General features: G+C 71.0%; 22 protein-coding genes. 11 read left to right on the top strand and 11 right to left on the bottom strand.

What is annotated here, in order from left to right:
* The first annotated feature begins 13 nt into the window (after window positions 1-13).
* The 5 genes from C3E78_RS12800 (at window position 14) to secA (ending at window position 6,166) form a co-directional block, all read left to right on the top strand.
* A complete protein-coding gene (locus C3E78_RS12800) occupies window positions 14-715 on the top strand; it encodes a ComF family protein (protein ID WP_108578969.1) in 702 nt (233 codons plus the stop codon).
* Window positions 716-817: 102 nt separating this feature from the next.
* Window positions 818-1,441, top strand: coding sequence for a ribosome hibernation-promoting factor, HPF/YfiA family (hpf, locus tag C3E78_RS12795; RefSeq protein ID WP_108578967.1), 624 nt, complete (start codon window positions 818-820; stop codon window positions 1,439-1,441).
* A 42-nt stretch (window positions 1,442-1,483) separates the two neighbouring features.
* Window positions 1,484-2,146 (top strand): response regulator, encoded by a 663-nt coding sequence (locus C3E78_RS12790; RefSeq protein ID WP_235833616.1) that lies wholly within the window; start codon window positions 1,484-1,486, stop codon window positions 2,144-2,146.
* Window positions 2,143-3,378 (top strand): winged helix-turn-helix domain-containing protein, encoded by a 1,236-nt coding sequence (locus C3E78_RS12785; RefSeq protein ID WP_108578965.1) that lies wholly within the window; start codon window positions 2,143-2,145, stop codon window positions 3,376-3,378. Before C3E78_RS12790 ends, C3E78_RS12785 begins: the two co-directional genes overlap by 4 nt.
* Window positions 3,379-3,427: 49 nt before the next feature.
* Window positions 3,428-6,166 carry a preprotein translocase subunit SecA gene (secA, locus tag C3E78_RS12780; RefSeq protein ID WP_108578963.1) on the top strand — a complete coding sequence of 913 codons (2,739 nt, stop codon included), beginning with the start codon at window positions 3,428-3,430 and terminating at the stop codon, window positions 6,164-6,166.
* Window positions 6,167-6,243: 77 nt separating this feature from the next.
* Here the strand turns inward: secA and C3E78_RS12775 are convergent, their stop codons facing one another.
* Both C3E78_RS12775 and C3E78_RS12770 read right to left on the bottom strand, forming a co-directional pair.
* The gene (locus tag C3E78_RS12775; protein WP_108578961.1) at window positions 6,244-6,729 is read right to left on the bottom strand and encodes an Rv3235 family protein; all 486 of its coding nucleotides are present in this window, start codon (window positions 6,727-6,729) and stop codon (window positions 6,244-6,246) included.
* A complete protein-coding gene (locus C3E78_RS12770) occupies window positions 6,726-7,340 on the bottom strand; it encodes a LysM peptidoglycan-binding domain-containing protein (RefSeq protein WP_108578959.1) in 615 nt (204 codons plus the stop codon). The genes C3E78_RS12775 and C3E78_RS12770 overlap by 4 nt, the downstream gene beginning before the upstream one ends.
* A 128-nt stretch (window positions 7,341-7,468) precedes the next feature.
* Between C3E78_RS12770 and C3E78_RS12765 the strand changes: the two genes are divergently transcribed.
* Window positions 7,469-7,972, top strand: coding sequence for a hypothetical protein (locus tag C3E78_RS12765; RefSeq protein WP_108578957.1), 504 nt, complete (start codon window positions 7,469-7,471; stop codon window positions 7,970-7,972).
* On the opposite strand, the gene C3E78_RS12760 is transcribed toward C3E78_RS12765, so the two are convergent.
* Entirely contained in the window at window positions 7,956-8,195 is a 240-nt protein-coding gene (locus C3E78_RS12760; protein WP_108578955.1) for a helix-turn-helix domain-containing protein, read from the bottom strand. The genes C3E78_RS12765 and C3E78_RS12760 overlap by 17 nt on opposite strands.
* Before the next feature lie 110 nt (window positions 8,196-8,305).
* On the opposite strand from C3E78_RS12760, the gene C3E78_RS12755 reads away from it, so the two are divergent.
* Genes C3E78_RS12755 through C3E78_RS12740 form a run of 4 tightly spaced genes read left to right on the top strand, consistent with a single transcriptional unit; the run spans window position 8,306 to window position 11,864 of the window.
* Window positions 8,306-8,965, top strand: a complete 660-nt coding sequence (locus tag C3E78_RS12755; RefSeq protein ID WP_135804808.1) for a hypothetical protein — start codon at window positions 8,306-8,308, stop codon at window positions 8,963-8,965.
* Between the two features lies 1 nt (window position 8,966).
* Complete coding sequence (locus C3E78_RS12750; RefSeq protein ID WP_108578950.1) at window positions 8,967-10,118, top strand: CpaE/TadZ family protein; 1,152 nt, start codon at window positions 8,967-8,969, stop codon at window positions 10,116-10,118.
* 40 nt (window positions 10,119-10,158) lie between these two features.
* A complete protein-coding gene (locus C3E78_RS12745) occupies window positions 10,159-11,562 on the top strand; it encodes a WS/DGAT/MGAT family O-acyltransferase (protein WP_108578948.1) in 1,404 nt (467 codons plus the stop codon).
* The gene (locus C3E78_RS12740; protein WP_108578945.1) at window positions 11,559-11,864 is read left to right on the top strand and encodes a hypothetical protein; all 306 of its coding nucleotides are present in this window, start codon (window positions 11,559-11,561) and stop codon (window positions 11,862-11,864) included. Before C3E78_RS12745 ends, C3E78_RS12740 begins: the two co-directional genes overlap by 4 nt.
* A gap of 12 nt (window positions 11,865-11,876) precedes the next feature.
* On the opposite strand, the gene C3E78_RS12735 is transcribed toward C3E78_RS12740, so the two are convergent.
* The 8 genes from C3E78_RS12735 to C3E78_RS18345 form a co-directional block, all read right to left on the bottom strand.
* Window positions 11,877-12,362, bottom strand: a complete 486-nt coding sequence (locus C3E78_RS12735; protein ID WP_108578943.1) for a DUF2505 domain-containing protein — start codon at window positions 12,360-12,362, stop codon at window positions 11,877-11,879.
* A 31-nt stretch (window positions 12,363-12,393) separates the two neighbouring features.
* Window positions 12,394-13,143, bottom strand: coding sequence for a PspA/IM30 family protein (locus C3E78_RS12730; protein ID WP_108578941.1), 750 nt, complete (start codon window positions 13,141-13,143; stop codon window positions 12,394-12,396).
* 243 nt (window positions 13,144-13,386) lie between these two features.
* Complete coding sequence (locus C3E78_RS12725; RefSeq protein WP_108578940.1) at window positions 13,387-14,832, bottom strand: HAMP domain-containing sensor histidine kinase; 1,446 nt, start codon at window positions 14,830-14,832, stop codon at window positions 13,387-13,389.
* A gap of 5 nt (window positions 14,833-14,837) precedes the next feature.
* Window positions 14,838-15,554 (bottom strand): response regulator transcription factor, encoded by a 717-nt coding sequence (locus tag C3E78_RS12720; RefSeq protein WP_108578938.1) that lies wholly within the window; start codon window positions 15,552-15,554, stop codon window positions 14,838-14,840.
* Window positions 15,555-15,642: 88 nt separating this feature from the next.
* Complete coding sequence (locus tag C3E78_RS18350; protein WP_159085890.1) at window positions 15,643-16,287, bottom strand: hypothetical protein; 645 nt, start codon at window positions 16,285-16,287, stop codon at window positions 15,643-15,645.
* Between the two features lie 42 nt (window positions 16,288-16,329).
* A complete protein-coding gene (locus C3E78_RS12710) occupies window positions 16,330-16,848 on the bottom strand; it encodes a DinB family protein (protein WP_108578936.1) in 519 nt (172 codons plus the stop codon).
* A 22-nt stretch (window positions 16,849-16,870) separates the two neighbouring features.
* Complete coding sequence (locus tag C3E78_RS12705) at window positions 16,871-18,061, bottom strand: MCE family protein (RefSeq protein ID WP_159085889.1); 1,191 nt, start codon at window positions 18,059-18,061, stop codon at window positions 16,871-16,873.
* Window positions 18,062-18,189: 128 nt separating this feature from the next.
* Window positions 18,190-19,239 carry a hypothetical protein gene (locus C3E78_RS18345; RefSeq protein WP_159085888.1) on the bottom strand — a complete coding sequence of 350 codons (1,050 nt, stop codon included), beginning with the start codon at window positions 19,237-19,239 and terminating at the stop codon, window positions 18,190-18,192.
* Between the two features lie 58 nt (window positions 19,240-19,297).
* Here C3E78_RS18345 and C3E78_RS12695 point away from each other — a divergent pair, with 58 nt between their 5' ends.
* Window positions 19,298-19,768, top strand: coding sequence for a MarR family winged helix-turn-helix transcriptional regulator (locus C3E78_RS12695; protein WP_159085887.1), 471 nt, complete (start codon window positions 19,298-19,300; stop codon window positions 19,766-19,768).
* The last annotated feature ends 36 nt before the right edge of the window (window positions 19,769-19,804 follow it).

Below are 19,804 nucleotides of genomic sequence, written 5' to 3'. Positions count from 1 at the left end.
CCACTCTCGAGGGGTGCGAGAGCTCGTCGTCCCGTTCGCTGACCTGCTGCTCGGCGCGCGGTGCGCCGGTTGTGGTGGTGCGGCGTTGCTGCTCTGCCGCGCGTGCGGCAGCGCGATCCGGCCGGCGCCGCGGACCGTCTGGCCGGGTCCCGAGCAGGTCGCGCTCCGCCGTCCCACGCCGGTGGTCCCGGTGGCCGCGGGAGCGAACGCCGACGTGCTCAAACGGGTGGTCGTGGCCTGGAAGGAGGAGGGCTCGACGCGCCTCACGGACGTCCTCGACCTGCACCTCGCCAGTGCTGTCGTGCCACACCTGACGGTCGGGCAACGGTTGGCGCTGGTGCCCGTCCCGACGTCCCGCCGCAGTCGCCGCAAGCGGGGGAGTGACCTGCTCGCCGAGCTCGCGCAGGGGGCCGCGCGCAGGCTGCGTGGGATCGGCGCCGACGTGTCCGTCGCACCCGTGCTGGCGTACGCGCGGTCGACGCGCGACCAGGCCGGGCTGAGCGCCGCCGAGCGTCAGCTCAATCTCGCGGGCGCGTTCCGGCTCGTCCGCGAGGGCGCTCTCGAGGGCCGCGAGACGGTGGTCGTCGACGACATCCTGACCACCGGAGCGACCGTCGCCGAGGCCGTGCGCGTGCTCACCGAGGCCCACCATCGTCCTCTCGGCGCGTCGGTCGTCGCGGCCACGCCTCGGGTTCCAGGGAGCCGGTCGCGTTGATGGACACGGAGTGGCGAATCCCCATGGGGCGGTCTACCGTCACAGGTATGGCATGAGACGCAGCGCTGCTCGTGAAGCGTGCACCGACACTAGGGAGTTTCCATGGAAATTGTCGTCAACGGTCGCAACAGCGAGATCTCCGAGAGCTTCCGGGAGCACGTCGCCGAGAAGCTCTCCCGGATCGAGAAGTACGACTCACGCCAGAAGATATTGCGCATCGAGGTCGAGGTCACGCACGAGAAGAACCCCCGCCAGCGCGACTCCGCCGCCAAGGTCGAGATGACGCTGCGTTCGCGCGGGCCGGCCGTCCGTGCCGAGGCCACGTCCACCGACCAGCACTCGGCGTTGGACGCCGCGGTCGACAAGCTCGAGTCCCGCCTGCGCCGCGTGGTGGACCGCAAGCGCGTCCACCACGGCGAGAAGCGGCCGAAGTCCGTCGCGGAGGCCACCGCCGGCCTGCCGCTCGACACGGACCTGCTGAACGACACCCCCGACGAGGGGTCCAGCGTGACCGGGCCCATCCAGGTCGAGGGTGACAGCCCGCTCGTGGTGCGGGAGAAGACGCACCAGGGCTCGCCCATGACGTTGGAGCAGGCGATGTACGAGATGGAGCTCGTCGGGCACGACTTCTACCTGTTCATGGAGAAGGACTCGATGCGCCCCAGCGTGGTCTACCTGCGCCGCGCCTACGACTACGGCGTGATCCATCTCGACGTAACGGAGTGAGCCTGTCGCACTTGTGTCCTCCTCTCGTGGCATGATCATCGCGTGACTTCCAGGGGCGACAGCATCCGCGTCCTCTTGGTCGACGATCAGGAGCTCTTCCGACGCGGAGTCAAGATGGTGCTCGGGGCTGACGACAGCCTCGAGCTCGAAGAGGTGGACGACGGCGACAAGGCTCTCGAACTCGTGCGCGAGAACCCGTTCGACATCGTTCTCCTCGACGTGCGGATGCCGGGACGCAGCGGCGTCGAGGTCTGCGCGGCGATCAAGGCAATCTCACCGACCACCGGCATCATCATGCTGACGGCCAGTGACGACGAGTCCGATCTGTACGAGTCGATCCGCAGCGGCGCCTCGGGCTACCTGCTCAAGGACGGCTCGACCTACGAGCAGGTGGCCGAGGCGGTGCGGCTCGTGGCGTCGGGGCAGTCGCTCATCAGCCCGAGCATGGCGACCAAGCTGCTCGACGAGTTCGTGCAGATGTCCAAGAGCCCGGCCCCGGCGACGAACCTCACGCCGCGCGAGCTGGGCGTGCTGCGGCACGTGGCGCGGGGGCTCAGCAACCGTGAGATCGCCGAGGAGCTGTTCATCAGCGAGAACACGGTCAAGAACCACATCCGCAACATCTTGGAGAAGCTGCAGATGAAGTCGCGCATGGAGGCGGCCATGTACGCCGTGCGCAGCAAGCTCGTCGACGACGTTCCGTGACGCCGGCAGGCGCACCGCAGGCTCTCACCGTCCTGCAGGCCCGGCGGATCACGCTTGCCGCCCAGGGATTCACCCGGCCACGCCCGGGGCTGACGGGCGAGGTCACCTCACGCCACCTGGCGCGGGTCATCGAGCGTCTGGGCTTCTTCCAGATCGACTCGGTCAACGTGCTCCAACGCGCGCAGTACATGCCGTCGTTCTCGCGGCTCGGACCGTACGACGTCGAGATCCTGCACCGCGCCGCGGGCCGCGCGCCGCGCCGGTTGTTCGAGTACTGGGCGCACGAGGCCGCGATGGTCGACATCGACCTCTGGCCGGCGTTCCGCTTCCGGATGGACACCGCGGAGACCCGCGCCTGGGGCGGACCGCGCCGCATCGGCCGCGACAAGCCGGAGTTCGTCGAGTGGGTGCTGGACGAGGTCGCTCGGAAGGGTCCGCTGACGGCCCGCGAGATCGAGCACGACGCCCCCCGCGAGTCCGGCCACTGGGGCTGGAACTGGTCCGAGGTCAAGATGGCCCTGGAGTACCTGTTCTACAAGGGTGACGTGACCGCGGCCCGGCGCAACGCGGCCTTCGAGCGGGTCTACGACCTGCCCGAACGGGTCATCCCGCGCGCGCAGCTCGACGCGCCCGCGCTGGATCCTGCCGAGGCGCACCGCGTCCTCGTGGGGCACGCGGCCCGCGCCCTGGGTGTCGGGACGGCCCAGTGCCTGCGCGACTACTTCCGCCTCGAGCCGGCACCCACGAAGGCGGCCATCGAGGACCTGCTCTCCACGGGTGAGCTGCTGCCCGCCACGATCGCCGGGTGGCGGCGCCCCGCGTACCTGCACCGCGACGCCGTGCTGCCACGCAAGGTGTCCGCGCGGGCGCTGCTGAGCCCGTTCGACCCGCTCGTGTTCGAGCGGACCAGGACCGAGCAGCTGTTCGACTTCCGCTACCGCATCGAGATCTACGTGCCCGCCGCCAAGCGTGTGCACGGCTACTACGTCCTGCCGTTCCTGCTGGGCGACCGGCTCGTCGCCCGGGTGGACCTCAAGGCCGACCGGCAGTCCTCGACCCTGCTCGTCCAGGGCGCGTGGGCCGAGCAGCACGCACCGCCCCACACGGCGAGCGAGCTCGCGGACGAGCTGCGTCTGCTGGCCCGGTGGCTCGGGCTCGAGGCCGTCGCGCCGCCGGTCAAGGGTGATCTGGCCGGGGAACTCACGGCGGCCCTTGCGTCTCCACTAGACTGAGAAGGCTCACACCCTCATCTCGAGTACCCGCCGTTCAGGAGTGCATTTCGTGCCCAAGGTCATCGACAAGATTCTTCGCATGGGCGAAGGCAAGGTCCTCAAGCAGCTCGAGGCCATCGCCAAGCAGGTCAACGCGCTCGAGGACGAGTTCCGCGCGATGAGCGACGAGGAGCTCCGCGGCATGACCGACGAGTTCCGCACCCGTCTGGCGGACGGCGAGTCGCTCGACGACATCATGCCCGAGGCGTTCGCCACGGTCCGCGAGGCGGCGTCCCGCGTGCTCGGCCAGCGGCACTTCGACGTGCAGATCATGGGCGGCGCGGCACTGCACCTGGGCAACATCGCCGAGATGAAGACCGGTGAGGGCAAGACCCTGGTCTCGACGCTGCCGGCGTACCTCAACGCGCTCAGCGGCAAGGGCGTCCACATCGTCACGGTCAACGACTACCTGGCGAAGTACCACGCCGAGTGGATGGGACGTGTCCACCACTTCCTCGGCCTGTCCGTCGGCCAGATCCTGCCCAGCATGACGCCGAGCGAGCGCCGCGAGTCGTACGCCGCTGACATCACGTACGGCACGAACAACGAGTTCGGCTTCGACTACCTGCGCGACAACATGGCCGACGACATCGCCGAGTGCGTGCAGCGCGGCCACAACTTCGCCGTCGTCGACGAGGTCGACTCGATCCTCATCGACGAGGCCCGCACCCCGCTGATCATCTCCGGCCCGACCGAGGACGAGGTCAAGTGGTACGGCGAGTTCGCCAAGATCGTCGGCACCATGAAGGCTGACGAGCACTACGAGGTCGACGAGAAGAAGCGCACGATCTCGGTGACCGAGGCCGGCATCGACCGGGTCGAGGACCAGCTCGGCATCGACAACCTCTACGACGCGGTGAACACCCCGCTCATCAGCTTCCTCAACAACGCGATCAAGGCCAAGGAGCTGTTCAAGAACGACAAGGACTACGTCGTCATCGACGGCGAGGTCCTGATCGTCGACGAGCACACCGGCCGCATCCTCGACGGGCGTCGCTACAACGAGGGCCTGCACCAGGCGATCGAGGCCAAGGAGGGCGTGCGCATCCGCGAGGAGTACCAGACCCTCGCCACGATCACGCTGCAGAACTACTTCCGCCTCTACGACAAGCTCGGCGGCATGACCGGAACGGCCATGACCGAGGCCTCGGAGTTCGACAAGATCTACAAGCTCGGCGTCGTCCCGATCCCGACCAACCGCCCGGTCGCCCGCATCGACCAGCCCGACCTCGTCTACCGCACCGAGGCCGCCAAGTTCGACGCCGTGGTCGAGGACATCGTCGAGCGCCACGCCACGGGGCAGCCGATCCTGGTCGGCACCACGAGCGTGGAGAAGAGCGAGCGACTCTCCAAGCAGCTCAAGAAGCGTGGCGTGCCGCACGAGGTGCTCAACGCCAAGCAGCACGACCGCGAGGCCGCGATCGTCGCGATGGCCGGTCACAAGGGTGCCGTGACCGTCGCTACCAACATGGCCGGCCGTGGCACCGACATCATGCTCGGCGGCAGCGTCGAGTTCCTGGCCGACCAGGCCCTGCGCAAGAAGGGCCTCGACCCGCTCGAGGACTCCGAGGCGTACGAGGCCGCGTGGCCCGCGACCCTGAAGGAGATGGAGCAGCAGGTCGCCGACGAGCACGACGCGGTCACCGCCGCGGGTGGACTCGCCGTGATCGGCACCGAGCGGCACGAGTCGCGCCGCATCGACAACCAGCTGCGCGGCCGCTCCGGCCGTCAGGGCGACCCGGGCGAGACCCGGTTCTACCTGTCGCTCGAGGACGACCTCATGCGCCTGTTCAAGGCCGACTGGGTCAACTGGGTCCTGCAGACCATGAAGATCCCCGACGACGTGCCGATCGAGAACAAGCGCGTCACCGGCGCGATCGCCTCGGCGCAGTCGCAGGTCGAGGCGCAGAACTTCGACACCCGCAAGAACATCCTGAAGTACGACGACGTCATGAGCGCCCAGCGCTCGGTCATCTACGCCGAGCGCCGTCGGGTCCTCGAGGGCGAGAACATGCACGACTGGGTCACCTCGACGATCCAGGACGTCGTCAAGGCGTACGTCGCCGGCGCGACGGAAGGCTTCCCCGAGGAGTGGGACCTCGACCAGCTGTGGACCGCTCTCGGGCTGCTCTACCCGGTCGGTCTCACGATCGAGGACGCGGAAGCCGAGGTCGGCGGACGCGAGGGCCTGAGCCGTGAGCTGCTCCAGGAGCTGCTCACCGAGGACGCCCTCGCCGCGTACGCGAACCGCGAGGAGGAGCTCGGCTCCGAGGTCATGCGCGAGCTCGAGCGCCGCGTCGTGCTGAGCGTGCTGGACCGCAAGTGGCGCGAGCACCTCTACGAGATGGACTACCTGCGCGAGGGCATCGGCCTGCGGGCGTACTCGCAGCGCGATCCGCTGGTCGAGTACCAGCGCGAGGGCTTCGAGCTCTTCAACGCCATGATGGAGGGCATCGCCGAGGAGTCCGTCGGGTTCTTGTTCAACCTCGACGTGCAGGTCGAGGAGCCTGCTGCCGAGGAGGACGACGAGGCCCTGCAGCTGACCGCCAAGGGCCTCGGCGTGAAGTCCGCCCCGCAGGCGCTGTCGTACTCGGCACCGTCCGAGGACGGCGACGTCGAGGTGCGCGGTGAGACCGCCCCCGCCGAGGAGGACACCGCCGAGACCGAGGCGCGGCGGGCCGCCAACGCCAAGAACCGGGCGCGGCAGAAGGCCAAGCAGCAGCGCAAGTCCCGCAAGAACAACCGCTGACCCCGCTGGGCCTGACGTTTCGACCACCCCGCCGACGGCGTGTCCGTCGAAACGTCAGGCCCAGCGCTGTGTCGGCGCTAGGCCCAGGTGAGCGCGGTGCACCGCCACACCCGGTCACCCCGGTGGGTGGTCTGCAGCTCGAGCCGGACGGCGATCGCCCGGGAGCGACCGCGGTGCACCATCCGGCCGGCCACCTCGGCCGCCTCGTCGTGCACCATCGCGACGTGTACCGACACGATGCGCGCACCGTGCCCCGATCGCGCCCGCAGCGGGACGCGCGCGTGCACGCTGAGACGTGACGTGAGCTGCGCGTAGACGTCAGGTGCCATCCACGCGGCCATCTGGCGCACGGGACGCTCACCCGAGAGCACCTCGACCAGTGCCTGCATGAACCGCGCCGCCCGCTCCCGGATCGGCCGGGCGTCGCCACGCTCGACGGGCACCGGCAGGACGGGCGTCATGCCCGGGAACGGCAGCGGGATCTGCCCCGAGGCCGGCTCGACCGGCTCGGTGAACGACGGGTGGCTCGTGGTCGGCGAGAGCAGCGCGGTGGCGGTCTTCATGGGTGGTCCTTCCCGATGGGCGGAGTGAGGTGTTGACCGGGGAAGATGAGGTCGGGCTCGGGCCCGATGACGCCGCGGTTGGCCGCGTGCCAGCGCGCCACGGCGTGGCCGACGTCGGCGGGGGAGGCGTCGCTCGGCAGGGAGCGCGCGGCGATGCCCCAGAGCGTGTCGCCCGCGCGCACCACGACGGGGTCGGCCTGCGGGTGGGCGCGCCGGGGCGTCGGGGCCGTCGTACCCGGCGCGGCGGGTCGGTCCGGCAGGCGCAGCCCGTCGACAGAGTGTGCCGCCTGCCCGGACGGTGCGGCGAACTCGTCGGCGTGAGCGGGGGCCAGCGTCAGGGCGCCGACGGCACCGACGAACAGCGCCCGCCGCACGGCCGCGGGCGCGACAGCGCGGGCGATGCGGGAGGACCGGCCGGCGACGCTCAGGAGCACGGTCAGCAGCACCCAGCCCGACAGGGCGAGCTGGACCAGCGAGGCGAGCGCGATAAGCGCGTCGGGATAGGACGTCCCGGTGAGCGCACGGACGCAGACGGGGGCGTCGGGAGCCAGGACGTACGTGCTGACGGCGGCGAGCGTCGTCACGAGCCACCCGGTCCGCGTCAGCCGCATGTCGATCTCCTTTGAGGTCGTTTGATGACGTTTGATTACAGACAAGGCCGTTTGGCGGCGTCTGTCAACGGGTCGGTCGTCGGTTGGGGACACTGTCGTGGGAGCAAGGGATCGGCTAGCGTGCCGGTGTGCGCTGGGACCGGCTGTTCGCTGACCTCGAGGGGCAGGCCGCCGAGCTCGAGCTGGAGGAGCGTGACGCGCTCGTCGGCGACCTGAGCGATGGTGACTGGGCCGAGACGTCGTGGCGCGACCTCCTCGGCGGCCGGGTTGCGGTCGAGGTCCGCGGAGCGGGCCGTCTGGAGGGCGAGGTGACGCTCGTCAACGACTCGGTCATCCGGCTGCGCGGTGACGCGATCGATCACGTCGTCGCGACGGCCGCCGTGACCGGGGTGCACGAGGCACAGCGTCGGGCGGACGAGCCGACGCTCGTGGGCGCGAGGCTCGGCTGGGGTCAGGTCCTGCGGGCCCTGCGCGACGCGGGCGAGGAGGTCCTGGTGCGCCTCGTCGACGGCACGCGGCGAGACGGCGTGGTGGACGTGGTCGGCCGCGACTTCGTCCGGCTGCGCACCGACTCAGGGCGCGAGCAGGTCGTGCCGTGGACCGCTCTGGCCGTCGTCAGTGGTCGGACGTGATGTCGTCGTCGGCCTCGACCAGGTCGTTGGCCTCCGACCGGGCGTACTGGCGCGAGATGTAGTCCTCGAGCTGGTCGTTCTCGATGCGCCACTGCCCGCGGCCGCCGATCTGGATGCCACGCAGGTCACCCGAGCGCACGAGCGCGTACACCTGACGCACCGTGACGTTGAGGATCTCGGCGACGTCAGCCAGCGTGAGGAAACGCGGGCTGGAAGGTGGCATGTCCCCAGTTTCCCACGGACGGGTGTCACCCCACCCTGGGGTCCGACAGCGCTGTGGACAAGCGGGACAGGGGGTTTACGGGGCCGCGCCGGGTCGGTAGAACCTAGTGCATGACGAACTGGCGGGGGCCTGGGCGATCAGGCAGGACGACGACGCGACTGCGCATCCGACCGTGGCGAGACCCACGGCTGGTGCTCGGCGTGCTGCTGGTGCTCGGCGCGACGGTGCTGGGCGCGCGGCTCGCGGCAACGAGTGACGACACGGTCGAGTACTGGTCGCTCAAGCAGGACGTCCGCCCCGGTGACCCCGTCGTGGACGGCGACCTGACCCCCACCCGGGTGCGGCTCTCCGGCGGTGCCGCCGGCAACTACGTACGCACGGACGAGGAGTTCGCGGCACCGCTGGACCAGCTCGTGTGGGCGCACGACATGGCGTCGGGGTCGCTGGTGGGCAAGGACGCGCTGGTCGCCCGGTCGACGCAGTCGCGAAGCCAGCTGCCGCTCAGCGTCACCGACGGCGCGGCACCGGCCGACCTGGCCCGTGGCGACCTGGTCGACGTCTGGGTGGGACCCGGGCCGGGGGACGAGCCGACCGGCAAGGCCGTCCGGGTGCTTGAGTCGGTCCGGGTGCTCCAGACCGGCGGCGAGGCGGCCGCCGCCAGCGGCTCGCTCGCGCAGACCGTGCTCGTCGACGTCGCCCGGGAGCAGATGCAGCAGACGGTGATCAGCACCGTGGCCGCCGGTCACGTCACGCTCGTGCGGGTGTCGTGACGTGGACGTCGTGATCGCCGCGGGGGACGCTTCGTGGGAGGCGGCGGCGATCCGTGAGGTCGAGGGCTCGCCGGTCCTGCGGCTGGCGCGCCGATGCGTCGACGTGGCCGACCTGCTCGCGGTCGCGCAGACCGGACGCGCCGCAGCGGCTCTCGTCTCGGCGGAGCTGCCCGGGCTCGACGTCGACGCGGTCCACCGGCTCGAGCGGGCGGGGGTGCGGGTCGCCGCCGTCGGCGCGGACGCCGGTCGGTGCGAGGCGCTGGGCATCGTCCGTCGGGTGCGGCTGGGGGCGCTCGACGACGTCGCACGGGACGCGCCGGTCGCGCCCGCGGCCGCGCCGGGCCGGACCGCGCCGGTGGTCGCCGTCTGGGGTCCGGGAGGTGCACCGGGACGCAGCACCGTCGCACTGGGCCTGGCCTCGGCCGCTGCGGCGCGGCGTGTGGACACCGTCCTGGTGGACGCCGACACGTACGGCGGCGCTCAGGGCCAGATGCTCAGCGTCCTCGACGACGTGTCGGGACTCGTCGCGGCCTGCCGGGCGGCCAACCAGGGACGAGGACACGAGGTCGTCGACCACCTCCTCGACGTCGATCCCGGGCTCCGCCTGCTCACCGGCCTGCCGCGGGCCGACATGTGGCCGCAGGTCCGCGCGGGCGCCCTGGACGTCGTCCTGGCCCAGCTGCGCGCGCACGCCGGCCTGGTCGTGGTCGACTGCGGGTTCTCCCTCGAGACCGGTGCCGCGGCCGGCGTTGCCAGCAGGAACCAGACCACGCTCCAGGTGCTGGAGCAGGCCGACCTAGCGGTCGTCGTCGGTCGCCCCGACCCGGTCGGGCTCGCCCGTCTGGTGCGCGGGCTGCACGACCTGTCCGAGACGGCTCCGGGGCTCGACCTGGTGCTGGCGGTCAACATGGTGCGGACCACCCTCGGCTGGGGCGAGCGCGACATCCGGACGACGATCTCGCGGCTCACCGGCATCGAGCCGGCCGCGTACCTGCCGCTCGACCAGGCGGGTCTCGACCTCGCGGCGATGAGCGGACGGACCCCGCGGGACGCGGCGCCCTCCTCGCCGTTCGTGGCACGCGTCGAGGTCCTGGCGGGGATCGTGCTCGACCGCGTCGCGTCGACGGCCTCGCTCGCGACGTCCGAGTCGTGACCCGGTGGTAACTTCTCTGGACAAGATCACGAGGAGGGTCATGCAACGGTTGAGCCCGCTGGATGCGATGTTCCTGCAGCAGGACAGTCCGACCGTCCCGCGGCAGGTCGCCTCCTTGGCGATCCTCGAGCCCGGGGACGTGCCGCTGGACTACGACCGCCTGATCCAGGTGATCAACGAGCGGATCGACCTCGTGCCCCGCTACCGGCAGGTGGCCCGTTCGGTGCCCGGCGCTCTCGGCACGCCGATGTGGGTCGACGACGAGCACTTCGACATCTCGCTCCACGTCCGCCGATCGGCCCTCCCTCGCCCCGGCACCGTCGACGCCCTGCACGAGCTGGTCGGTCGTCTCATCGCCCGCCGCCTCGACCTCGACCGCCCGCTGTGGGAGCTTTACCTGATCGAGGGGCTGACCGGCGGTCGCGTGGCCCTGCTGTTCAAGGCGCACCAGGCGCTCGTCGACGGCTCGGAGACGATCGACCTGGCGCAGGTGCTCCTGGAGGAGACCGCGCACGAGCGGGACATCCCGCACGAGGAGTGGAACGCACGTCCCGAGCCGCACGCGGCCGGGCTCGTCGCGGAGTCGATCAGCCGCAACCTCCGACGCCCCGGGGAGGCGCTGCGCATCACCGAGCTCAACCTCGGACGGCTCGCCCGCAAGCTGCCGATCATCGGGGGCGACGCGCAGGCCCCGCAGAGCGTCCTGTCGACCGAGCTGAGCCGGCACCGCCGGTTCGCGACCCTTGCCGCCGACCTCGAGGACTTCCGGCGCGTCCGCAAGGAGCACGGCGGCACGGTCAACGACGTGATCCTGGCGGTGATCGCCGGCGGCATCCGCGGCTGGATGCTCACCCGTGCCGCGCCGGTCACCGCCAAGACGAGCTTCCGGGCCATGGTGCCGATGTCGGTCGTGGCCGAGGACGGCCTGCCGACCTCGCTCGGTTCGAAGGTGCGTGGGCACCTGCTGTCGCTGCCGGTGGGGGAGTCGAACCCCGTCGTCCGGCTGCACCAGGTCTCGTACGCGCTCAAGGACCACCGGGAGACCGGGTCGGCGGTCGCGGCCAACAAGCTCGCTGCCCTGCCGGGCTTCGCGACCTCGACCTTCCACGCCGTGGGCGCGCGGGTCGCCGACGCGGAGGCCGGGCGGGGGCACCAGATCGTCATCACCAACGTCCCGGGGCCGCAGGACCAGCTGTACCTCGCCGGCAAGGCCGTGGCCGAGGTCTACCCGTGCATCCCGCTCAGCGGGCGGCGAGCGGTGTCGATCGGGGTGACGTCCTACCACCACCAGGTCTTCTTCGGCATCGTCGCCGACCGCGACACCGTGCCGGACGTCGACGTCCTCGCCCAGTGCATCGAGGACGCGCTGGCCGAGCTCGTGGAGACCATCGAGGGGCGGCGCGCACGTGCGCCGCGGGGCCGCCAGCGTCCGGGCAAGCGATGAGGGTCTACCTGGGCCTCACGGTCGACGAGCTGGCGGCGCTTGAGGCGGGGCAGACGATCACGCCCGCCGAGGCGTTCTTGTCGGCGTCGGTCGACGAGGAGGACGAGCTGGCCGCCCTCGAGGAGGCCGCCGAGCACGGTGCCGTGGCGGCTGCGGCCGAGCTCGACGACCCGGACGGTCCCGTGCGGCTGGTGGACGTCGCGTCCTTCCACCTCGACGTCGACGGCAGCGGCGATCTCGCGTGGTACGCGCCCCAAGAGATCGACGCCGTGCTCCGCGAGGTGCGGGGCACGGCGTCGTAGGGGGCGACCGGTCTAGAGCCGGGCCATCCCGTACTCGACCTCTTCGCGCAGCGACGAGCGGATGGCCTTGGCCACCTCGGGCTCGATCTTCTTGCCGATGAACGGGATCGACACTTTGACGTCGCCGTCGACGGTGAACTCCGATCCGTCGTCCTTGGCGAACAGCTTGGCCTTGCCGGTCATCTCGGCCGGCTGACCGACGATGCTGACCTTGACGTCGGCGGCCCGGTTGCCCGACGCGTCCGGGCCGCTCCAGACCTCGGTCTGCTTGACCTTGACGGTGCTGCCGGTGAGCTTCTTGACGAAGTCGGGCATGTCGGCCGGCTGCGTGCGCACGATCGTGACCGTCGCACCCTCCCCTTGCGGCTCGACGGTGACCTCGTAGTCGCTCGCGCCCTGGTTCGCGCACGACTCGGTGCGGAACGCCTGGTCCACGAGCAGGGCGTAGACCGCCTCGACGTCGGCGCCCTTGTAGGAGAACTTCTCGTTGAGCTTCATGCTGCCGTCCTCTGCGAGTGGTATGGGTGCGTCATTCGGGGGTCTCGACGGCGGCGGGCTGGCCCGATCCGATGCCCTTGAGCTCGGCGAGCCGCGCCTCGACCTCGGTCATGGCGCTGGCCGCCTCGAGCTCCTCGAACTGCGAGTCGAGGCTGGACGAGGCGAGCTCGGCCTGACCGGCGACCTGCGCCTCGTTGCGGCGCACCTTCTCCTCGAAGCGGGACAGCTCGCTGGTCGGGTCGAGGATGTCGATCGACTTGACCGCGTCCTGCACCTTGGCCTGCGCCTCGGCGGTCTTGGACCGGGCGACGAGCTGGTCGCGCTTGGTCTGCAGCTCGCCGAGCTTCGCCTTCATGCCGATCAGACCGGTCTTGAGCTTCTCGACGGTCTCGTTCTGGGCGGCGATCTGCGGGGCGGCTGCCTTGGCCTCGCTCTCGAAGCTGATCTGCTTGCTCAGTGCGACCTTCGCCAGGGCGTCGAACCGGTCGGCCTCGCTAGCCTGGCCGGCCGAGCGCAGCGCGTCGGCCTTCTGCGACGCGGCGAGGGCCTTGGCGCCCCACTCCTTGACCGCGGCGACGTCCTCGGCGTGATCGGCCTCCGCGAGACGCAGGTTGCCGATCGTCTGCGCGACGGCGGTCTCCGCCTCGGCGATCGAGCTGGTGTAGTCACGCACCATCTGGTCGAGCATCTTCTCCGGGTCCTCGGCCTTGTCGAGCAGGGAGTTGATGTTGGCGCGGGTCAGCTGCCCGATGCGCCCGAGGATGGACTGTTTCTGAGCCATGGTGGTCACTTTCGTTCGGTCGGCGGTGGCGGTGCGTGCCGTCGTCCCTCGATCTTGGTCCATTCGGGGGGTCCGTACAACCGATGCCTGCCCCGGCGTCGCTCTCAGCGCTGCCTCTGCGCAGCGGCCGGGCCGCGCCGGAAGTCGGTTTCCCACGGTACCGTGGGATTTCGTCACTCCCCGCGTGTTGTGACCCGAGGGGAGTGTGGGATTCCCACGGGACCGTGGGAATCCGTCAACGGGTCAGTCGGCGGGCAGCGTCAGGGTGAACGTGGTGTCGCCGGGGACGCTCGTCACGGTGGCGTCGCCGCCGTGGGCCTGCATGATCGCGCGGACCAAGGACATGCCGAGGCCTGCCCCTCCCGAGGCGCGGGTACGCGAGGAGTCCCCGCGGGTGAACCGCTCGAAGATCGTCGGCAGGAGGTCGGGGTCGATGCCGGGGCCGTCGTCATGGACCTCGAGCCTCACCGGGTCGCCGGCGACGACACGGACGTCGACCGTGGTCCGGGGTGGGGTGTGACGGGTCGCGTTGGTGAGCAGGTTCATCACCGCCTGGTGCAGACGCTGCTCGTCGCCGGGGACGGTCACCGGCTCGGCGGGCACGTCGATCGTCCACCGCCGCTCGGGGTCGACGACCCGGGCGTCGTCCACGGCCTCCACCACCACGCGCGTCAGGTCGACCGGCCGGCGCTCGACGCCACGCCCCGCGTCGAGGCGTGCGAGCAGCAGCATGTCCTCGACGAGGGTCGACATGCGACCGGCCTCGGACTCGACCTTCGCGAGCACCTCGTCCGGATCGGCACGCCCCGTCCGTCGTCCGAGCTCGGCGTACCCCTTGATGGTCGACAGCGGGGTGCGCAGCTCGTGCGACGCGTCCGCGAGGAACTGGCGCGCCTGCTGCTCGCTCTGGTGCCGGGCATCCAGGGCGGCCTCGACGTGGCCCAGCAGCTGGTTGAGCGCCTCGCCGACCTGCCCGACCTCGGTCGTCGGGTCCGTGAGCCGGCCCGGCACGCGCACGATCTCGCCGACCGCGCCCGACGACAGCGGCATCGCGGTCACCTCGTGGGCGGTCGCCGCCACCTCACGCAGCGGCTGCAGCTGCCGGCGCACGAGGACGCGCCCAGCCAGCGCCGCGGCGGCGATGCCGGCCAGCGCGAGGAGCGACTCCCACCAGATCAGGCTGGAGATCGTGCTGTCGACGTCCTCGGTCGGCAGCGCCTGGACGACCTTGTTGCCCTGAGCCGTCGTCGCCGCGACGACGCGGTACGAGCCGAGCGCCGGCACGTCGATCGTCCGCGGCTGCTGGTCCACCTTGACCGCGGCCAGCGTCTCCAGCGCGCCGCGCGAGAGCGACCGGGGCTTGCCGCTGCTGGGGATCACCAGCCCGGCGAAGCAGTCGGACGTGACGATCGCGGTCAGGCTGCCCGCGCCCTGGCCCTGCGCCAGGGGAGGGGGCTCGCCGCAGAACCGTCCGTCGTCGCCGTCGGGACGAAAGCCCGGGTCCTTGTCGCGGAACTCGCCCTGTGCGCGCTGCTTCGACTGCTCGAGCTGGTCGTCGAGCCGGCCGGTCAGGTACGACCGCATGACCAGGGTCGCCGCCAACGCCACGAGCACGCTCACCACGGCGACGAGCGCCACGGAGGTGAGGATGAGCCGCCCGGTCAGGGAGGACGGCAGGAGCCTGCGCACGCGTCCTACTCCGCCGGTTTGAGGACGTAGCCGGCGCCCCGCTTGGTGTGGATCATCGGCGGGCGCCCGGCGTCGATCTTCTTGCGCAGGTACGAGATGTAGAGCTCGACGACGTTGGCCTGGCCGCCGAAGTCGTAGTCCCAGACGCGGTCCAGGATCTGCGCCTTCGACAGCACGCGCCGCGGGTTGCGCATGAGGTAGCGCAGCAGCTCGAACTCCGTCGCGGTCAGCTCGATCGGCTCGCCGGCCCGGGACACGTCGCGGCTGTCCTCGTCGAGTGTCAGGTCGCCGACGGTGAGGACGTGGTCGGGGCGGGTGTCCATCGCGCCGGCGCGGCGCATCAGCGCCCGCACACGGGCGATGACCTCTTCGAGGCTGAACGGCTTGGTGACGTAGTCGTCGCCGCCCGCGGTGAGGCCGGCCACGCGGTCCTCCACCGAGTCACGGGCCGTCAGGAACAGCACCGGGACCTGCGGAGCGAACGCCCGGACCTTGCGCAGCACCTCCATGCCGTCGTAGTCCGGCAGCATGATGTCCAGCACGATGGCGTCCGGCCCGAAGTCCTTGGCGATGGCGACGGCCTTGCGTCCCGTGTGCGCGACCTGGACCTCCCAGCCCTCGTACCGCAGTGCCATCTGCAGCAGCTCGGCGATGTTGAGCTCGTCGTCGACGACGAGGACGCGCAGGGGTGATCCGTCTGCGCGGGTCAGCGAGGAGGCCATGCGCTCAGTGTGCGCGGCGCGGACGAGACCGACCTGAGGCCAGCCTGTGCGGAGCCTGTGAACGCCTGCGGCTACGCAGGCGCTCGGGTCAGGGCTTCGTGGGGGTGTAGGGACGCTCGGCGTCCCCGTCGAGGCAGGTGCCGCCGACCACGCCGGCCGGGAACTCGTACTTCTTCAGGGTCGCGCAGTCGGTGAGCTGCTGGCCGCTCCAGACCCGCTTCCACGCCCCACCGGGCTTGGCCCAGAGCGTCGCGTAGCCGCCGCACTGCGGGACGAAGCGGCCCCCGGCAGCCCAGCCGCGCGTGTCGACCCGGGACACGTAGATCTGCGGCTTCTCGGCGCATCCGGGTTCGGGCGTGGACTGGGCCTTGGCGAGCTCGGCCACGACGAACGTCTTGAAGTCCTGCGGGGCGCCGGTCAGCCGGGCCGTGTCGGCGCGCGACGAGATGTTGACCCCGTTCACGTCGTCGGTCTCGTAGTCCAGCAGCCGTCCGCCCGGCCTGGGAGTCTCGGCGGGGGGACCGCTCGGCTGGGGCGCCGGCGAGGCCGCTGGCGTGGGTGCGGCCGTCGTCGCGGGCGAGGACGACGGCGTCGTCGCGGGGGCGGACGTGGGCGTCGCGGACGTCGCCGCGGTCGTGGGGGTGGCCTTGGTCGCCGGCTCGTCGGAGCTGCACGCGCTCAGCAGGAGCATCGACGCGGCAGCGGCCACCAGCAGGACCCGTGTGAACCTCATGCCCTCATGATGCCGGTCGGCCTGCCGCCGCTCGCGGTCGACTCACCGTCCGGTCACGCCGTCGATCGCCTCGCGGAGCAGGTCGGCGTGCCCGTTGTGCCGGGCGTACTCCTGCACCATGTGCAGATGCACCATGCGCAAGGACATCGTGCCGTGGTGGTTCTGGATCTCCAGGTCGAACGGCAGGTCGGCCACGGCCTTTGCTGCGGCGGCCTGCTCGTCGACGAGCTGCGCGTATGCACGCTCGGCGTCCGTCGGGTCGATGTCGTTGAAGTCCGTGTCGTCCCGGGCCTCGAACCGGTACAGGTGGTCGACGTCCTGCTCGGCCACGCGCTTGCGGAACCAGATCCGCTCGACCTTCGCCATGTGGCGCACGAGACCGAGCAGCGACAGGTTGGTCGACGCGATGGGGTGCGAGGCGAGCTGCTCGCCGGTCAGGCCCGCGCAGACGTCCAGCAGCGTCCACCGGTGCCAGCCGAGCATGCCTTCCAGGAGGGCGCGGTCGTCACCCGTGGTGGGTCCGTCGGCGAGGGCGGGTGGCGTCGGCGCGGTCCAGGTCATGCACCGATCGTGCCACGGACCCTCAGCGGACGAGCGGGGCCAGCAGCGCGTCGGCCCACGACCCGTCCGCGCCCACGGCAGCGCGGTTGAACGAGCTCTTCGACGGCTGGCGGGCGATCTTGTTGGTGACCTTGCAGTCCATGTCGGACGGCAGCTCGCGGTCGCTGACGACCGCCTCGGGGCGACGCTGCTGGTAGCCGGACGCGGGGCCGCCGCTCTTGGCGTACGTGCAGGTGGGGGTCAGGTCGGTGAGCGCGAGCCCGAAGCCGGCGTTCCACTCGTTGCTGCCGCGCCGCGTCTCGTCGAGCACCGAGAACGTGCCCTGCAGGAGGTACGGGTACTGCACGAAGATCGTCTGCAGCCCGGTGAGGTTCTCGTTCAGCGGTTCGGTCACCGTGCGCAGGTCGACCACGACCCGGGAGAGGTCCTCGGAGTTCTCGGCCACGACCTCGCGCACCGTCCTGGCCGAGCTGCCGCCCTTGTCGAGCAGGCGGCGCAGGTCGGGATCGGCGTCCACCAGGGTGTCGGAGAGGTCCGCGAGGTTCTTGGAGAAGGTGCCGAGCTGGCCCTGCTTGTCGATCTGCGTCTGCAGCACCGAGTCGGACCCGCGGATGAGGGAGCGGGTGACGTCGATGTTGTCGTCCGCGGCGGCGATGAAGTCCGCGGACGTGTCGAGGATGGTCGCGAGGTCCTGCCCGGTGCCCTCGAACGCCTGGCCGAGCTCGTCGACCACGGTGCTGAGGCTGTCCGTGTCGACCGACCGCACCAGGTCGTTCACGTCGATCAGGAGCTGGGCCGACGAGATCGGGATGGCGGTGTCCTTGACCGCGATGACCGCGCCGTCGGCCAGGAACGGCCCGTTCTTGCGCCGTGGCAGCAGGTCGACGTACTGCTCGCCGATCGCGGACTTCGTGGCGACGCGCGCCTCGAGGTCGTCGGGGATGTCCGGCGCGCTGTTCTCGATCGCGAGCTCGACCTTCACACCGTCACGCTCGGGGGTGAGCGCGCCCACCCTGCCCACCTCGATGCCGCGGTACGTCACGGGCGCACCGGTGAAGATGCCGCCGGAGTCCGAGAAGTGCGCCTCGACGGCGTACGTCCGGTCGATCACGAGGCGGTCGAGCTGCGCGTACCGGCCGCCGACGATCGCACCACCGATGATCGTCACGAGGGCGAAGATGAGCAGCTGGATCCTGGTCTGCCGCGTGATCACTCGCGTGCTCCTTCTGGTCCCGCATACCGGCAGTATGTCCGGACGAGCGTAGCGAGGGTCGGGGGTCCGCAGGGCGGCAGAAGGCCGTTGTGGACCGTGACGATGATCACGCCGCGGCCTGTGCCGGATCAGCCGGCGACCACGACCTCCTCGAGCTCCTCCTCGACGGAGTCCTCGGACCGGTCGGCGGCGTGCTCGGCGCCACGGCGGCGGCGCTCGGTCAGGCCGGCGGCGGCGACGAGTCCGGCACCGGCGACCAGCCACAGCACGAGGGTGAGGACGTCGCGGCCCACCCCGAGCCCGGGGAAGTAGACCAGGTTGCGGCCCAGCTCGTTGAGCGCGGCTCCGTTCCAGAACGCGTGCAGAGCACCGAAGAAGCCCGGCTGGAGATCGGGCGCGTAGACGCCGCCGGCCGAGGTGAAGTTCAGCATCACGAACAGGCCGACCATCGTCGGTGTGGTCAGCCGGCCCAGGAACGGGTGCAGGCCGACGCCGAACAGGACGATGCCGGCGGTGTAGAGCCAGCTGACCAGGCCGATCTGGCCGACGTGATCGGGCAGCGCGCCGTACACGGGCCCGGCCACGAGGGTGACCAGCAGGCTCAGGACGCCGGACGCGACCACCGCCAGGCCGACGCGGGTGCGGATCCGCAGGCCGGCCCCGGCCGCGCCGATGGCGATGCCCGCGGCGTACGCGCCGACGGTCAGGCCGACGACGTAGAAGAACATGCTCTGCCCGCTCGGGTCGCCCTCGGCGGCGACCGGGACGACGTTCTCGGTCTGCAGCCGAACGCCCTGCTTCTCGGAGACGGCCTGGAAGACCGCGAGCACCGAGCTCGACGTGGTCGCGGAGGCGGCATCGCTGTAGAGCAGGGTGGCGGTGTCGGGGCTCGAGGCCAGCGCGGCGGCGATCTCGCGGTGCTCGATCCGGTCGCGCGCCTCGTCGGCGGTCGCGACCGTGCGGACGTCGAGGGCGTCACCGACCTCTTCCTGGAGGGACTGGGCCAGGACCTTCGCCCCGTTGGTGGTCCCGACCACGTCGACGCGGACGCCGTGGGGGCTCGGCTGGTGGAACCCGCCCAGGTAGGCCAGGGCCATCCCGGTGCCGAGGAAGAGGGGGACCAACAGGTGGATGGCGACGTGCCGGAGCACGTGGCGCTCGGCGTGGGGGACGAACATCAAAACCCTTCGGAGAAGTTGCATAGTGAAACCTTTTAGAAGTTGTACTATACAACTTATGAGCGACAATGCGAAGTCCGCCGTCACGAGGGCCACCGAGGAGCGGCTGAACGAGGAGCTCCTCGACCAGCTCTCGTTGTACGGGCGCCGCGCCCGGGGCGCCGTCGAGAAGGTCGCCCCCGAGCTGTCGTTCGCCGAGTACAGCCTGCTCGGCCACGTCCACGCCACGGACGGTGCTCGGGCCCAGGAGCTCGCCCGGGTCTTCGGCCTGGACAAGTCGACGGTGAGTCGCCAGCTCGCCGGCCTGATGCGCCGGGGGCTGGTCGAGCGCGACAAGGGCCGGCGCGTCCGGGTGACGTCGGCAGGGGAGCGCCTCCTCCGCGCGACCAGGGCTGCGTTGCTGGACCTGCTGGGCGACCGGGTCGCGGACTGGACGCTCGAGGAGCGGCGCACGTTCGCCGACCTGATGCGCCGCTACAACGCCGCGGAGCCCGAGCCCGGCGCCGAGGCCGCCGACCGGCCCGCGTGATCTCTCGTCCCCCGTCCACAGGCGGTCGGTGACGGG

Source organism: Aeromicrobium chenweiae, assembly GCF_003065605.1.
Taxonomy (GTDB): Bacteria; Actinomycetota; Actinomycetes; order Propionibacteriales; family Nocardioidaceae; genus Aeromicrobium; species Aeromicrobium chenweiae.
This window is presented reverse-complemented; position numbering and strand designations above follow the sequence as displayed.

What these genes read in the sequence shown, in the direction of transcription:
- C3E78_RS12745 (WP_108578948.1), top strand. Translation starts at nt 10,159, where the DNA reads ATGCAACGGTTGAGCCCGCTGGATGCGATGTTCCTGCAGCAGGACAGT.
- C3E78_RS18350 (WP_159085890.1), bottom strand. Translation starts at nt 16,287, where the DNA reads ATGAGGTTCACACGGGTCCTGCTGGTGGCCGCTGCCGCGTCGATGCTC.
- C3E78_RS12730 (WP_108578941.1), bottom strand. Translation starts at nt 13,143, where the DNA reads ATGGCTCAGAAACAGTCCATCCTCGGGCGCATCGGGCAGCTGACCCGC.
- hpf (WP_108578967.1), top strand. Translation starts at nt 818, where the DNA reads ATGGAAATTGTCGTCAACGGTCGCAACAGCGAGATCTCCGAGAGCTTC.
- C3E78_RS12755 (WP_135804808.1), top strand. Translation starts at nt 8,306, where the DNA reads ATGACGAACTGGCGGGGGCCTGGGCGATCAGGCAGGACGACGACGCGA.
- C3E78_RS12770 (WP_108578959.1), bottom strand. Translation starts at nt 7,340, where the DNA reads ATGCGGCTGACGCGGACCGGGTGGCTCGTGACGACGCTCGCCGCCGTC.
- C3E78_RS18345 (WP_159085888.1), bottom strand. Translation starts at nt 19,239, where the DNA reads ATGTTCGTCCCCCACGCCGAGCGCCACGTGCTCCGGCACGTCGCCATC.
- C3E78_RS12710 (WP_108578936.1), bottom strand. Translation starts at nt 16,848, where the DNA reads ATGACCTGGACCGCGCCGACGCCACCCGCCCTCGCCGACGGACCCACC.
- C3E78_RS12740 (WP_108578945.1), top strand. Translation starts at nt 11,559, where the DNA reads ATGAGGGTCTACCTGGGCCTCACGGTCGACGAGCTGGCGGCGCTTGAG.
- C3E78_RS12735 (WP_108578943.1), bottom strand. Translation starts at nt 12,362, where the DNA reads ATGAAGCTCAACGAGAAGTTCTCCTACAAGGGCGCCGACGTCGAGGCG.
- C3E78_RS12775 (WP_108578961.1), bottom strand. Translation starts at nt 6,729, where the DNA reads ATGAAGACCGCCACCGCGCTGCTCTCGCCGACCACGAGCCACCCGTCG.
- C3E78_RS12760 (WP_108578955.1), bottom strand. Translation starts at nt 8,195, where the DNA reads ATGCCACCTTCCAGCCCGCGTTTCCTCACGCTGGCTGACGTCGCCGAG.
- C3E78_RS12695 (WP_159085887.1), top strand. Translation starts at nt 19,298, where the DNA reads ATGAGCGACAATGCGAAGTCCGCCGTCACGAGGGCCACCGAGGAGCGG.
- C3E78_RS12720 (WP_108578938.1), bottom strand. Translation starts at nt 15,554, where the DNA reads ATGGCCTCCTCGCTGACCCGCGCAGACGGATCACCCCTGCGCGTCCTC.